11 protein-coding genes are annotated in these 13,819 nt (G+C 57.8%); 1 reads left to right on the forward strand and 10 read right to left on the reverse strand.

Features of this window, described 5'->3' with window-relative positions:
* Window positions 1-3: 3 nt before the first annotated feature.
* Both ftsH and rlmE read right to left on the reverse strand, forming a co-directional pair.
* The gene (ftsH, locus tag AC1DWM_RS17920) at window positions 4-1,914 is read right to left on the reverse strand and encodes an ATP-dependent zinc metalloprotease FtsH (RefSeq protein WP_033048677.1); all 1,911 of its coding nucleotides are present in this window, start codon (window positions 1,912-1,914) and stop codon (window positions 4-6) included.
* A gap of 200 nt (window positions 1,915-2,114) precedes the next feature.
* Window positions 2,115-2,747 carry a 23S rRNA (uridine(2552)-2'-O)-methyltransferase RlmE gene (rlmE, locus tag AC1DWM_RS17925; RefSeq protein WP_223516380.1) on the reverse strand — a complete coding sequence of 211 codons (633 nt, stop codon included), beginning with the start codon at window positions 2,745-2,747 and terminating at the stop codon, window positions 2,115-2,117.
* Window positions 2,748-2,852: 105 nt separating this feature from the next.
* On the opposite strand from rlmE, the gene AC1DWM_RS17930 reads away from it, so the two are divergent.
* Entirely contained in the window at window positions 2,853-3,161 is a 309-nt protein-coding gene (locus tag AC1DWM_RS17930; RefSeq protein ID WP_007942889.1) for a YhbY family RNA-binding protein, read from the forward strand.
* A gap of 9 nt (window positions 3,162-3,170) precedes the next feature.
* Here the strand turns inward: AC1DWM_RS17930 and AC1DWM_RS17935 are convergent, their stop codons facing one another.
* The 8 genes from AC1DWM_RS17935 to grpE form a co-directional block, all read right to left on the reverse strand.
* Window positions 3,171-3,575: an MFS transporter gene (locus AC1DWM_RS17935; protein WP_477795786.1), complete on the reverse strand. Its 405-nt coding sequence runs from the start codon at window positions 3,573-3,575 to the stop codon at window positions 3,171-3,173.
* 28 nt (window positions 3,576-3,603) lie between these two features.
* Window positions 3,604-4,080, reverse strand: coding sequence for a transcription elongation factor GreA (gene greA / locus AC1DWM_RS17940; RefSeq protein ID WP_223516377.1), 477 nt, complete (start codon window positions 4,078-4,080; stop codon window positions 3,604-3,606).
* Window positions 4,077-7,298: a carbamoyl-phosphate synthase large subunit gene (gene carB, locus AC1DWM_RS17945; protein WP_223516375.1), complete on the reverse strand. Its 3,222-nt coding sequence runs from the start codon at window positions 7,296-7,298 to the stop codon at window positions 4,077-4,079. The genes greA and carB overlap by 4 nt, the downstream gene beginning before the upstream one ends.
* Before the next feature lie 118 nt (window positions 7,299-7,416).
* On the reverse strand, window positions 7,417-8,553 hold the full coding sequence (gene carA / locus AC1DWM_RS17950) for a glutamine-hydrolyzing carbamoyl-phosphate synthase small subunit (RefSeq protein WP_223516373.1): 1,137 nt from the start codon (window positions 8,551-8,553) through the stop codon (window positions 7,417-7,419).
* A 259-nt stretch (window positions 8,554-8,812) separates the two neighbouring features.
* Window positions 8,813-9,616 (reverse strand): 4-hydroxy-tetrahydrodipicolinate reductase, encoded by an 804-nt coding sequence (gene dapB / locus AC1DWM_RS17955; protein WP_223516371.1) that lies wholly within the window; start codon window positions 9,614-9,616, stop codon window positions 8,813-8,815.
* Between the two features lie 10 nt (window positions 9,617-9,626).
* Window positions 9,627-10,751, reverse strand: coding sequence for a molecular chaperone DnaJ (gene dnaJ / locus AC1DWM_RS17960; RefSeq protein ID WP_223516369.1), 1,125 nt, complete (start codon window positions 10,749-10,751; stop codon window positions 9,627-9,629).
* 295 nt (window positions 10,752-11,046) lie between these two features.
* Entirely contained in the window at window positions 11,047-12,963 is a 1,917-nt protein-coding gene (dnaK, locus tag AC1DWM_RS17965) for a molecular chaperone DnaK (RefSeq protein ID WP_223516367.1), read from the reverse strand.
* 102 nt (window positions 12,964-13,065) lie between these two features.
* A complete protein-coding gene (gene grpE, locus AC1DWM_RS17970) occupies window positions 13,066-13,632 on the reverse strand; it encodes a nucleotide exchange factor GrpE (RefSeq protein ID WP_223516365.1) in 567 nt (188 codons plus the stop codon).
* Window positions 13,633-13,819: the final 187 nt, after the last annotated feature.

Raw genomic sequence — 13,819 nt, forward strand, 5'->3', positions numbered from 1 at the left:
ACCTTATACGTCAGCAGCCGGACCGCCGATCGGTGTTTCCGGACGCTCATCCTGCACCACCGGAGGTGTTCCGGAAGTACCGGTACCGCCTGACCAGTCACGAGGTTCGCGAGGCGCACGACCCGCCATGATGTCATCGATCTGATCAGCATCGATCGTCTCGTACTTCATCAAGGCATCCGCCATGGCATCAAGCTTGTCGCGGTTATCCGTGAGGATCTGCTTGGCCGTGCCGTAGCACTGATCAATGATGCTGCGCACTTCCGAGTCAATCAGCTTGGCTGTCTCACCGGAGAAGCTTGCGCCCTGTCCACCACCGCCGCGACCAAGGAACACTTCGCCCTCTTCTTCGGCATACATCAACGGACCGAGTTTTTCCGACAAGCCCCACTTGGTCACCATGTTCCGCGCAATCTGGCTGGCACGCATGATGTCGTTGGACGCACCCGTGGTGACGCCATCGAAGCCCAGGGTCATTTCTTCAGCAATTCGGCCGCCGTAGAGCGAGCAGATCTGGCTGATCAGCGCACGCTTGGACAGGCTGTAACGATCTTCTTCCGGCAGGAACATGGTCACACCCAGCGCACGACCGCGCGGGATGATCGAGACCTTGTAGACCGGATCATGCTCAGGCACGACGCGACCAACGATAGCGTGGCCGGCTTCGTGATAAGCAGTGTTCTGCTTTTCTTTCTCGGACATGACCATGGATTTGCGCTCGGCGCCCATCATGATCTTGTCTTTCGCCAGTTCGAACTCTTTCATTTCGACGATACGCTTGCCGGCACGGGCTGCGAACAAGGAGGCCTCGTTCACCAGGTTAGCCAAGTCAGCACCGGAGAAACCAGGTGTACCACGAGCGATCACTGCCGGAGCGACGTCGTCACCCATTGGCACTTTGCGCATGTGAACCTTAAGAATCTGTTCGCGACCACGAATGTCTGGCAGACCCACCACAACCTGACGGTCGAAACGGCCTGGACGCAGCAATGCCGGGTCCAATACGTCCGGACGGTTAGTTGCAGCGATAACGATAATGCCGTCATTCATTTCAAAGCCGTCCATCTCTACCAGCAACTGGTTGAGAGTCTGCTCGCGCTCATCGTGACCACCGCCCATGCCGGCGCCACGGTGGCGACCAACGGCGTCGATTTCATCGATGAAGATGATGCATGGCGCGTGCTTCTTGGCCTGCTCGAACATATCGCGAACACGGCTGGCACCGACACCGACGAACATCTCGACGAAGTCAGAACCGGAGATGGTGAAGAACGGCACTTTCGCCTCGCCGGCAATCGCCTTGGCCAGCAAGGTTTTACCGGTACCCGGAGGACCGACCATCAGCACGCCGCGTGGAATACGACCGCCCAGGCGCTGGAACTTGCCCGGATCCCGGAGGAACTCGACCAACTCGCCAACTTCTTCCTTGGCTTCGTCGCAACCGGCAACGTCAGCCAAGGTAGTTTTTACCTGATCTTCGGAGAGCAGGCGCGCCTTGCTCTTGCCGAAGCTCATTGGCCCGCCTTTGCCGCCCGCGCCACCCTGCATCTGCCGCATGAAGAACATGAACACGGCGATGATCACCAGGATCGGGAAGCTTGCGACCAGGAGTTGAGTCCAGATGCTTTGCTGTTCAGGCTGCTTGCCTTCGACTACGACGTGGTTGTCCACGAGGTCGCCGATCAGACCATTGTCCTGGATTGCCGGACGGATGGTCTTGAAACTGTCGCCATCGGTGCGTTTACCGGTAATCACGTAGCCGTCAACTGCTACGCGCTCGACCTTGCCATCCTTGACTTGCTGGATGAAGTCGGAATAGTTGAGGGTCTGCGGCTCGTTAGGGCTGGAGAAGTTGTTCATCACTGTCACCAGGACAGCCGCGATGATCAACCACAGGATCAGATTCTTTGCCATATCGTTCAATTAACTACCCTCTGAAGCAAGCTCCGCTAATGGCGCGCGCTTCGCATGATATTCACCGGCCTAACTTACTACATTACCTACGGCTCTGGCAGGCGCCGTCTGTAACCCTTTGTGAAACACTTTCTACACAATATTCGCTAAAGCACACGGGGCGAAATACGAAAAACCTATCACCCCGGTAGAAAAAACTTTTATTCCTCACTGCGTCCGCGGAAACCACGGCCCAGCAAGTACTGCTCACGAGAGCGATCGCGCGACGATTTCGGCTTGCGCGTCGTGACCTTCTCGAACTGCTTGCGTACGCTCTTGTGGTATTCGTCAAAGCCTTCACCCTGGAAGATCTTGATCAAAAAGTCACCACCTGGCTTCAACACCCGAGTTGCGAGATCCAGTGCCAATTCGCACAGAAACATCGATTTCGGCATATCAACAGAGGCCAGTCCACTCATATTGGGGGCCATATCAGAAATCACAAGGTCCACTTCTTTATTTCCGACAGCCTCAAGGATTTGTGCGAGCACGGCATCCTCGGTGAAGTCGCCCTGAATGAAGGTCACATCAGGGATGCTGTCCATTTCCAGGATGTCGGAAGCGATCAGTGTACCTTGCCCGCCAATCAGACGACTGGTCACCTGGGACCAGCCACCGGGCGCGGCACCAAGGTCGATCACACTCATGCCCGGGCGGATCAGACGATCTCTTTCCTGGATCTCCAGCAACTTGTAGCTGGCACGGGAGCGGTACCCGTCTTTTTGCGCCATTTTGACGAATGGGTCATTGAAATGCTCTTGCAGCCATTTAAGACTTGTCTTGGAACGGGCCACGGGCCACCTCGAAAATAAAACGGGTCGTGATTAACTGGGCGGTCCCGGACTCGCTCGGGTAAACTGGCCGCCGCTTTTTACAAGATCAGACGCAGGGGTCAGATTATGCCGCTCACTCAAGAGCAGAAGAAACAGTACAAATCCATTGGCCACCATCTGAAACCAGTTTTGATTGTGGCTGACAACGGTTTGACTGAAGGTGTGTTAGCCGAACTTGAACGCGCGTTGGCGGATCACGAGCTGATTAAAATCAAGCTCAACATCCTCGATCGCGAATCGCGCCTGGCGTCCATTGCAGAACTCTGCAAGGTCGGTAAAGCGGATCTGGTTCAGGTCATCGGCAAGATGGCACTGATTTACCGCAAGAACTTCAGCGTCAACAAGCAACTGTCGAACGTCCATCGCTTCAAGTGATGGCAAGGGTCAAGGGTGTGCTTCGCGCACCCTGCCGCTCCTCCCCGGCGCCGGCTGCAACACCAGCACCAGCCCGGAAAAGCCCAGAACAAGATAGCTGAATACCTGCCAACGCACTGCATCCGGCCAACCGAAGCGCACAGCGAAAAACATCGCGCACGCACACAGCGCCATCAGCAGCAGCTGCCCACGAATATCGCACCATAGACTGACAAGGCCCTCGGCCTGAACCAGCACCAAAGCCTGAAAAATCACACACGCTGCGGCAAATCCCGCCAACAGCGCATTCAGCATGCCTGCAATTTCGTCGATCAGCAGCGGCGCCAGGCCTATTTGACCCAACGCCGGCACCAGACCGATGTGTAACAGCCACAGGCCGCCAACCCACAACATCTGAGCCAGCTGCCAAGCCATCGCGCCTGCACGAAGCGGGCGCAGGCCTTTAGACGTGGCGAACTTCGACAATCTCGTACTCGATGACGCCGCTTGGCGTTTTCACGGCCACCACGTCACCCTCTTCCTTGGCAATCAAGGCGCGGGCCAGTGGCGACCCGACCGAAATCTTGCCAAGTTTGAAATCAGCCTCATCCTCACCAACGATGTGGTAAGTGACGCTTTCATCAGTCTCGACGTTGGCGATTTCAACGGTGGTGCCGAAGATCACTTTGCCGGTGTGAGGAATGGTCGTGACGTCGATGATGACCTGATTCTGAATCCGGCCTTCGATGTCACGAATCCGCGCCTCGACCATCCCCTGCTGCTCACGAGCAGCGTGGTATTCGGCGTTTTCCTTCAAGTCACCCAACTCACGGGCCGTCCCGATGTCCTGGCTGAGCTTGGGACGGACGACCTTGGTCAGGTGAGCGTGTTCTTCTTCCAGGGCTTTCGCGCCCTGGACGGTCATTGGGTATTTGATCATGCCTTCAATCCTGCGTGTAGATCCTGCAAGCGGCGCACGGTCTTCTCGGGACCGAACTTCAGCGCTTCGCAGATGGCTTCGCCAGCAGCAATAGTCGTGGTGCAGTAGATTTTGTGCTGCAAGGCATTACGACGAATGGAGTACGAGTCAGCGATCGACTGACGACCTTCGGTGGTGTTGATGATCAGTGTGACTTCGTCATTCTTGATCATGTCGACCACGTGCGGACGACCCTCGGTCACCTTGTTCACACGGCGCACTTTCAGGCCTGCGGCCTCGATCAGCTTGGCAGTACCGGCAGTGGCAACCACTTCGAAACCCAAGTTGATCAGATCACGGGCTACGCCTGCAACCAGTGGCTTGTCGTCATCACGCACGCTGATGAACGCAGTGCCGCCGGTCGGCAGCACTTCGCTGGCGCCCATCTGGGCCTTGGCAAATGCTTCGCCGAAGGTGTCGCCCACGCCCATCACTTCACCGGTGGACTTCATCTCTGGGCCGAGAATCGGGTCCACACCAGGGAATTTGGCGAATGGGAACACCGCCTCTTTCACGCTGTAGAAGTTCGGGATGATTTCTTTGGTGAAGCCGATTTCCTTCAGGGTTTTACCGGCCATCACGCGAGCCGCGATCATCGCCAGGGAAACACCGATGCACTTCGACACGAACGGAACGGTACGGGACGCGCGTGGGTTGACTTCGATGACGTAGATGTCTTCGCCTTGCAGCGCCAACTGAACGTTCATCAGGCCGACAACGCCTAGTTCCAGGGCCATTTTCTTGACCTGTTCGCGCATCTCGTCCTGGATGTGTGCAGGCAACGAGTACGGCGGCAGGGAGCACGCGGAGTCACCGGAGTGAACGCCAGCCTGCTCAATGTGCTGCATGATCGCGCCGATCACCACGTCGGTGCCGTCGCAAACCGCATCCACGTCCATTTCGATGGCGCAGTTGAGGAAGTGATCGAGCAGCACCGGGCTGTCGTTGGACACTTTCACCGCGTCACGCAGGTAGCGCTTCAGCTCTTCTTCTTCGTAAACGATTTCCATCGCGCGGCCGCCCAGTACGTAGGACGGACGAACCACCAGCGGGTAACCGATTTTGGCGGCAGCACGAATTGCTTCGTCTTCGCTGCGCACGGTAGCGTTTGGCGGCTGACGCAGGTTCAGGCGCTCAACCATTTGCTGGAAGCGCTCACGGTCTTCGGCACGGTCGATGGCGTCAGGACTGGTGCCGATGATCGGTACACCGGCTTCTTCCAGGGCGCGCGCCAGTTTCAGCGGGGTTTGGCCGCCGTACTGGACGATCACGCCTTTTGGCTTCTCGACGCGGACGATTTCCAGCACGTCTTCCAGGGTCACTGGTTCGAAGTACAGGCGATCGGATGTGTCGTAATCGGTGGAAACGGTTTCCGGGTTGCAGTTGACCATGATGGTCTCGTAACCGTCTTCGCGCAGGGCCAGTGCAGCGTGTACGCAGCAGTAGTCGAACTCGATGCCTTGGCCGATTCGGTTTGGACCGCCGCCGAGGATCATGATCTTGTCGCGACCCGATGGCGCGGCTTCGCACTCTTCCTCGTACGTCGAGTAGAGGTAAGCGGTGTCGGTGGCGAACTCGGCCGCGCAGGTGTCAACGCGCTTGTAGACCGGGTAAATCTCAAGCTTGTGGCGGTGGCGGCGCAGAGCCTTCTCGGTCACGCCCAGCAGCTTGGCCAGACGCATGTCGGAGAAGCCTTTGCGCTTGAGGCGGAACATCAAGTCGCGGTCGATGCTGGCCAGCCCCAGGGTCTTGACCTTCTCTTCTTCCTTGATCAGATCTTCGATCTGCACCAGGAACCACGGGTCGATCATGTTCATGCCGAAGATATCTTCGACCGACAGACCGGCGCGGAAGGCGTCAGCCACGTACCAGATACGCTCGGCGCCCGGCACGGTCAGCTCGCGCTTGAGCACGCTCATGCTTTCCGGATTGCTCAGGTCGAGCTTCTCGTCCAGACCACAAACGCCCACTTCCAGGCCACGCAGGGCTTTCTGCAGGGATTCCTGGAATGTCCGGCCGATGGCCATGACTTCGCCGACCGACTTCATTTGAGTAGTCAGGCGTGCGTCAGCTTTCGGGAATTTCTCGAAGGCGAAACGTGGCAGCTTCGTGACGACGTAGTCGATGGACGGCTCGAAGGATGCAGGAGTAGCGCCGCCGGTGATTTCGTTCTGCAGCTCGTCCAAGGTGTAGCCGATCGCCAGCTTGGCAGCGATACGCGCAATCGGGAAACCAGTGGCCTTCGAGGCCAGTGCCGAAGAGCGGGATACACGCGGGTTCATCTCGATGACTACCATACGGCCAGTGTCCGGGCAGATGCCGAACTGGACGTTGGAGCCGCCGGTTTCCACGCCGATCTCACGCAGTACCGCCAACGAGGCGTTACGCATGATCTGGTATTCCTTGTCCGTCAGGGTCTGTGCTGGCGCAACAGTGATCGAGTCACCGGTGTGCACGCCCATCGGGTCAAAGTTTTCGATCGAGCAAACGATGATGCAGTTGTCCTTCTTATCGCGGACAACCTCCATCTCGTACTCTTTCCAGCCGATCAGCGATTCGTCGATCAGCAGCTCTTTGGTCGGCGACAAATCCAGACCGCGAGCGCAGATTTCTTCGAACTCTTCACGGTTGTAAGCAATACCGCCACCCGTGCCGCCCATGGTGAAGGACGGACGGATGATGCACGGGAAGCCGAGTTTTTCGAGGACCGCGTTGGCCTCTTCCATGCTATGGGCGATACCCGAACGCGGGCAGTCCAGGCCGATGGATTTCATCGCCTTGTCGAAGCGCGAACGGTCTTCAGCCTTGTCGATGGTGTCAGCGTTGGCGCCGATCATTTCTACGCCGAACTTCTCCAGAACACCTTCGCGCTCCAGGTCCAGTGCGCAGTTCAGAGCGGTCTGGCCGCCCATGGTTGGCAACAGGGCGTCCGGACGCTCTTTCTCGATGATCTTGGCAACGGTCTGCCACTTGATCGGCTCGATGTAGGTCGCGTCGGCCATGGCCGGGTCGGTCATGATGGTCGCCGGGTTGGAGTTCACCAGGATGACGCGGTAACCCTCTTCGCGCAGGGCTTTACAGGCCTGGGCGCCGGAGTAGTCGAATTCGCAGGCCTGGCCGATAACGATCGGGCCAGCGCCGAGAATCAGGATGCTTTTAATGTCTGTACGTTTTGGCATGGGTTTGTCACTCAAATCCGCAGGTCAGTCGGCAAGCCGTCTTGTTCAATCTTTGAAGCCTTGAGGGGGCCGCCGGTGTCGGGACCGCCCTCAAGCTTTGCACCATCAAGACGAGCGATCAGCGTCGCTTGGCCATCTCGTTGATGAAGCGATCGAACAATGGCGCTACGTCGTTCGGGCCAGGGCTGGCTTCCGGGTGACCCTGGAAGCTGAAGGCGCTCTTGTCGGTACGCTCGATGCCTTGCAGGGTGCCGTCGAACAGCGATTTGTGGATCGCGCGAACGTTGGCTGGCAGGGTCGCTTCGTCTACCGCAAAACCGTGGTTCTGGCTGGTGATCATCACTACACCGCTGTCCAGATCCTGGACCGGGTGGTTGGCACCGTGATGGCCGTGGCCCATTTTCAGGGTCTTGGCGCCGGAGGCCAGAGCCAGCAGCTGGTGACCAAGGCAAATGCCGAATACCGGAATTTCGGTTTCCAACACATCTTTGATCGCCTGGATCGCGTAGTCGCAAGGCTCCGGATCACCAGGGCCGTTGGACAGGAACACGCCGTCCGGCTTCAGAGCCAGCACATCAGCAGCAGGCGTTTGCGCAGGCACTACAGTCACGCGGCAACCGCGCTCGACCAGCATGCGCAGGATGTTCAGCTTGACGCCGTAGTCGTAGGCCACCACGTGGTACGGCAGCTCGGAAGCGTCGATGGTCGCGTGGCTGTCGGTTTTCAGATCCCAGACGGTCGAGCGCCATTCGTACTGCTCTTTGGTGCTGACGACTTTGGCCAGATCCATGCCTTTGAGGCCAGGAAAACCCTGTGCGGCGGCGATGGCGGCGGCTTCGGAAATGTTGTCACCGGCCATGATGCAGCCGTTCTGTGCGCCTTTTTCACGCAGGATGCGCGTCAGGCGGCGGGTGTCGATACCGGCGATAGCCACAACGTTGTTGGCTTTCAGGTAATCGGACAGAGACATCGTGTTACGCCAGTTGCTCGCAACCAGTGGCAGGTCACGAATGACCAGGCCAGCGGACCAGACACGGTCGGACTCGGCGTCTTCCGGTGTGGTGCCGGTGTTGCCGATGTGCGGGTAGGTCAGGGTAACAATCTGTTGGGCGTAGGAAGGATCGGTAAGGATTTCCTGATAGCCGGTCATTGCGGTGTTAAACACCACCTCACCAACGGTTTGACCGTCGGCTCCAATGGCTTCGCCGCGAAAAATGCTGCCATCAGCAAGGGCGAGTATGGCTGGCTTAGTCAAGAAGACCTCCCGTAAATAAAGCCTGAAAGGGCGATCGCAGGTTGTAAAAAAGCGGAGTGACGTATGGACACGTCACCCCGCTTCTTCACCGAATAATTCTGCGCGCTTTTAGTGGACACACTAAAGCTGTAGCTTACAGAAAAAGGCATTTTTGGTCTACCGCCAATGAGCCCGAAAGGCTGGAGAATGCGACAGGTCGTCGCTTGGCGGGGTAAAAACGGGCTCAAACGCAGGGCTTGAACCCGATTTCGGGTGCATCTTAACGCAGATCGAGTACGTCTTGCATGTCATAAAGGCCAGGCTCACGACCATCCAGCCACAACGCAGCACGCACCGCGCCCTTGGCAAAGGTCATGCGGCTCGACGCCTTGTGGGTGATCTCGACACGCTCACCGTCGGCAGCGAACAGCACCGTGTGATCACCCACGATGTCACCGGCACGCACGGTGGCAAAGCCGATTGTCTCGCGAGCACGAGCGCCGGTTTGGCCTTCACGACCATAAACCGCCACTTTCTTCAGATCACGCCCCAGCGCATCGGCAATCACTTCACCCATGCGAACAGCGGTACCGGACGGCGCATCGACTTTATGCCGATGATGGGCTTCAGTGATTTCGATATCGACATCATCACCCAACACGCGAGCAGCCGTGTCGAGCAACTTCAGGCAAAGATTGACGCCGACACTGAAGTTGGCGGCGAAGACGATCGGAATGTCCTTGCCCGCTTCCGCCAGCAATTGCTTCTCTTCAACGCCGAAACCGGTGGTGCCGATAATCATCGCCTTGTGATGTTTGCGGCAGAACGCGAGGTTCTTCAGCGTCACCGTCGGGTGCGTGAAGTCGATCAACACGTCGAACTCGTCAACCACCCGATCCAGATCACCCGACAACGGCACACCGATACGGCCCAGCGCAGCCAACTCACCGGCATCTGCGCCAACCAACGTGCTATCAGGACGATCAATGGCAGCCGTCAGACCGGCGCCTGGCGTTTGCTGCACCGCTTCGATCAGGGTTTTGCCCATGCGCCCGGCGGCGCCCATCACTGCAATACGTCGCATGCCTGTCTCCTTACAAATCGCCGAAGAAGCGCTTCACACCTTCAAACCAACCGGTGGTTTTTGGCGAATGGCTGTTGTCGTCCGCCAGGGAGCTGCGGAACTCTTCCAGCAATTCACGCTGACGACGACCCAGGTTGACCGGGGTTTCGACCGCCACACGGCACATCAAATCACCTGCTCCGCCGCCACGCACTGGCGCAACGCCTTTGCCGCGAACACGGAACTGCTTGCCGGTCTGGGTCCCCTCAGGGATTTTCAGTTTGACTCGACCATCGAGGGTCGGAATCTCCAGCTCACCGCCCAACGCCGCATCGACAAAGCTGATCGGCACTTCGCAGAACAGGTGCTTGCCGTCACGCTGGAAGATCGCGTGCTCGCGCACATTGATCACTACGTACAGGTCGCCCGTCGGCCCACCCTGAGCGCCTGCCTCGCCTTCGCCGGACAGACGAATGCGGTCACCGGTATCGACACCGGCCGGCACTTTCACGGAAAGGGTTTTGTACTCTTCGACACGACCTTCGCCATTGCAGGAGCTGCACGGATCGGAAATGATCTTGCCTTGGCCGTGGCAGCGCGGGCAGGTTTGCTGCACCGAGAAGAAACCCTGCTGCATGCGGACCTGGCCAATACCGCCGCACGTCGGGCAAGTGACTGGCGAGGAGCCTTTTTTGGCACCCGAGCCGTCGCACGGCTTGCAGTTGACCAGTGACGGAACGCGGATATTCACGGTGGTACCGCGCACCGCCTCTTCCAGATTCAATTCCAGGGTGTAACGCAGGTCGCTGCCGCGCTGGGCACCGCCACGGGAACCGCCGCGACCGCCACCGAAGAAGTCACTGAAGACATCGCCAAAGATGTCGGAGAAGTTCTGACCGCCAAACCCGGCACCGCCGCCGCCCATGCTTGGGTCGACACCGGCATGACCGTACTGGTCGTAGGCCGCGCGCTTGCTGGAATCGGACAGTACTTCGTAGGCCTCGTTGGCCTCCTTGAACATATCTTCCGACGCTTTGTCATCGGGATTACGGTCCGGGTGGTGCTTCATCGCCAGGCGACGGTAGGCCTTTTTCAGGTCCGCTTCGCTTGAGCCACGCTCAACACCCAATACTTCGTAATAGTCACGCTTTGCCATAAGTCTTTGCACTCTTAAGGACGTCCGGCAAACCTCTCCTGAGCCTTGCCAAACTCGTTGAGCCCCAATACAGGCCCGGACCCAACTCACGTCAATTCAACGATCCTGGTCTTTGATTCATTACGGTACTTTCGGCTCGAAAAGCAGGAGCATTCCCGGCCATACCCAACATCCGAGCGCTGTCGCATGCTGTAAAAATTCGCTAACTCCAGACACGCCAACGCGGGAGCAAGCTCCCGCGCGGCGACATCCTACCAGTCACCGCCTGAAGGCAGTCAACCGGGCGACCAACAACTTACTTGTGGTCTTTGACTTCTTCGAACTCGGCATCGACAACGTCGTCAGCCTTTTCAGCTTTTTCGTCGTGCGGTGCCGCGCCTTCAGCAGGCTGAGCCTGTTCGGCGTACATCTTCTGCGCCACTGGAGCAGAGACTTTCGACAGCTCTTCAACCTTGGCTTCGATTGCAGCTTTGTCGTCGCCTTTGACGGCGGCTTCCAGGGCAACCACTGCAGCTTCGATGGCAGTCTTCTCTTCAGCGGTCACTTTGTCGCCAGCATCTGCGACCATTTTGCGCGTCGAGTGAACCAGTGCATCGCCCTGGTTACGGGCAGCGGCCAGCTCTGCGAACTTGCTATCTTCCTCGGCGTTGGCTTCAGCATCGCGAATCATCTGCTGAATTTCTTCCTCGGACAGACCGGAGTTAGCCTTGATCACGATCGACTGAGTCTTGCCGGTGGCCTTGTCTTTGGCGCCTACGTGCAGGATGCCGTTGGCGTCGATGTCGAAGGTCACTTCAATTTGTGGCACGCCACGTGGTGCTGGTGGAATCTCGGCCAGGTCGAACTTGCCCAAGGACTTGTTCTGAGCCGCTTGCTTGCGCTCACCTTGCAGCACGTGAATGGTCACAGCGCCCTGGTTGTCATCGGCAGTCGAGAACACTTGCGATTTCTTGGTAGGAATCGTGGTGTTTTTCTCGATCAGCGCGGTCATCACGCCACCCATGGTTTCGATACCCAAGGTCAGCGGGCTGACGTCCAGCAGCAGAACGTCTTTAACGTCGCCGGCCAATACCGCGCCCTGGATAGCAGCACCCATGGCAACAGCTTCGTCCGGGTTCACGTCTTTACGAGCTTCTTTACCGAAGAACTCGGTCACCAGCTTCTGAACCAGTGGCATACGGGTCTGACCGCCTACCAGGATCACGTCGTTGATCGCGCCAACGTCGATACCGGAGTCTTTCAGAGCGATGCGGCAAGGTTCGATGGTGCGTTGAACCAAGTCTTCAACCAGTGCTTCCAGCTTGGCGCGGGAAATCTTCACGTTCAAGTGCTTAGGACCGGTAGCGTCTGCAGTGATGTACGGCAGGTTCACATCGGTCGACATGCTCGAAGACAGTTCGATCTTGGCTTTTTCAGCGGCTTCTTTCAGGCGCTGCATGGCCAGCGGGTCACCTTTGAGGTTCATGCCGCTTTCTTTCTTGAACTCGTCGACGAGGTAGTCGATCAGGCGAATGTCAAAGTCTTCACCGCCCAGGAACGTGTCACCGTTGGTGGCCAGTACTTCGAACTGGTGCTCGCCATCGACTTCTGCGATTTCGATCACGGAAACGTCGAAAGTACCGCCGCCCAGGTCGTAAACGATCACGGTGTGATCGCCCTTCGCCTTGTCCATACCGTAAGCCAGAGCGGCCGCGGTTGGTTCGTTGATGATACGTTTAACGTCCAGACCCGCGATGCGGCCGGCGTCTTTGGTGGCTTGACGCTGGCTGTCGTTGAAGTAGGCCGGAACGGTGATCACCGCCTCAGTCACTGGCTCGCCGAGGTAGTCTTCGGCGGTCTTCTTCATTTTCTTCAGAATTTCAGCCGAGATTTGTGGCGGCGACATTTTCTGGCCGTTCACTTCCACCCATGCGTCGCCGTTGTCAGCCTTGGCGATTTTGTAAGGCACCATCTTGATGTCTTTCTGTACGACTTCCTCGTCGAACTTACGACCGATCAGACGCTTCACCGCGTACAGGGTGTTATGCGGATTGGTCACAGCCTGACGCTTGGCCGACTGGCCCACGAGGATTTCGCCATCGTTGGCGTAAGCGATGATCGACGGCGTAGTACGCGCGCCTTCAGCGTTTTCAATAACTTTGGCTACGCCGTTTTCCAGCACGGAGACGCAGGAGTTGGTAGTCCCCAGGTCGATACCGATAATTTTGCCCATGTTCACTCTCCCGAAACTTTGGATTTGGTTGCCGCAGCAGTGGTGGCTAACTGCGGTAGCACTTAAACGCTTGACTTATAAATGGGGGCCTTGCGGCCAATTTCAAGCCTGCTCGTCAATCGAAGGCGAAACTGGCGCAGGGGCCTTGCTGACCACGACCATGGCCGGGCGCAGCAGGCGACCATTGAGCTGATAGCCCTTCTGGAACACCTTGAGCACGCTGTTCGGCTCGACGTCGGCGCTTTCCTGCATGGCCATTGCCTGATGCTGAACAGCATTGAACGGTTCGCCATGCGGATCGATGGCTTCCAGCTGATAGCGCTTCAAGGTGTCCTGGAACATTTTCAGGGTCAGCTCGATACCTTCGCGCATTGGGCGGATGGTTTCGTCGTCCGGGTTGGACAACTCCAGACCACGCTCCAGGCTGTCGACGATCGGCAGCAAATCGCCTGCGAATTTTTCCAGGGCGAATTTGTGCGCTTTTTCTACATCCTGCTCGGCGCGACGGCGGACGTTCTGCAGATCGGCGGCAACACGCAAAGCCTGATCCTGCGCGCCTGCCAGTTGCTCTTCGAGCACTTGTACACGAGCCGCCAGGTCTTCACCCGAAGCCGCGGAGCCCTGGTTGGCGTCTTGATTTTGCGTATCCACTGTCTGTTCGTCAGCCATAGATTTCTCCTTTCAATATCGTCCGTGAGCTCAACTCACGCTTCTGCCCCGGTATATGGGGCCGCAAAAATCAGCTTCAAGGGGGTTGTTGTGATTAACCCTACAAAAAGCGCTGCATTGCGATTAGCCGATGCACCAGGCATTTCGTCAGACCGAGCAAATAGAGCCAAGCAGGGGCATTGTCAGG

This window comes from Pseudomonas sp. P4_C8 (assembly GCF_056401975.1).

Excerpts from the sequence above, each read along its gene's own strand:
- ftsH (WP_033048677.1), bottom strand. The coding sequence starts at position 1,914 with ATGGCAAAGAATCTGATCCTGTGGTTGATCATCGCGGCTGTCCTGGTG.
- AC1DWM_RS17930 (WP_007942889.1), top strand. The coding sequence starts at position 2,853 with ATGCCGCTCACTCAAGAGCAGAAGAAACAGTACAAATCCATTGGCCAC.
- AC1DWM_RS17935 (WP_477795786.1), bottom strand. The coding sequence starts at position 3,575 with ATGGCTTGGCAGCTGGCTCAGATGTTGTGGGTTGGCGGCCTGTGGCTG.
- greA (WP_223516377.1), bottom strand. The coding sequence starts at position 4,080 with ATGATCAAATACCCAATGACCGTCCAGGGCGCGAAAGCCCTGGAAGAA.
- carB (WP_223516375.1), bottom strand. The coding sequence starts at position 7,298 with ATGCCAAAACGTACAGACATTAAAAGCATCCTGATTCTCGGCGCTGGC.
- dapB (WP_223516371.1), bottom strand. The coding sequence starts at position 9,616 with ATGCGACGTATTGCAGTGATGGGCGCCGCCGGGCGCATGGGCAAAACC.
- dnaJ (WP_223516369.1), bottom strand. The coding sequence starts at position 10,751 with ATGGCAAAGCGTGACTATTACGAAGTATTGGGTGTTGAGCGTGGCTCA.
- dnaK (WP_223516367.1), bottom strand. The coding sequence starts at position 12,963 with ATGGGCAAAATTATCGGTATCGACCTGGGGACTACCAACTCCTGCGTC.
- grpE (WP_223516365.1), bottom strand. The coding sequence starts at position 13,632 with ATGGCTGACGAACAGACAGTGGATACGCAAAATCAAGACGCCAACCAG.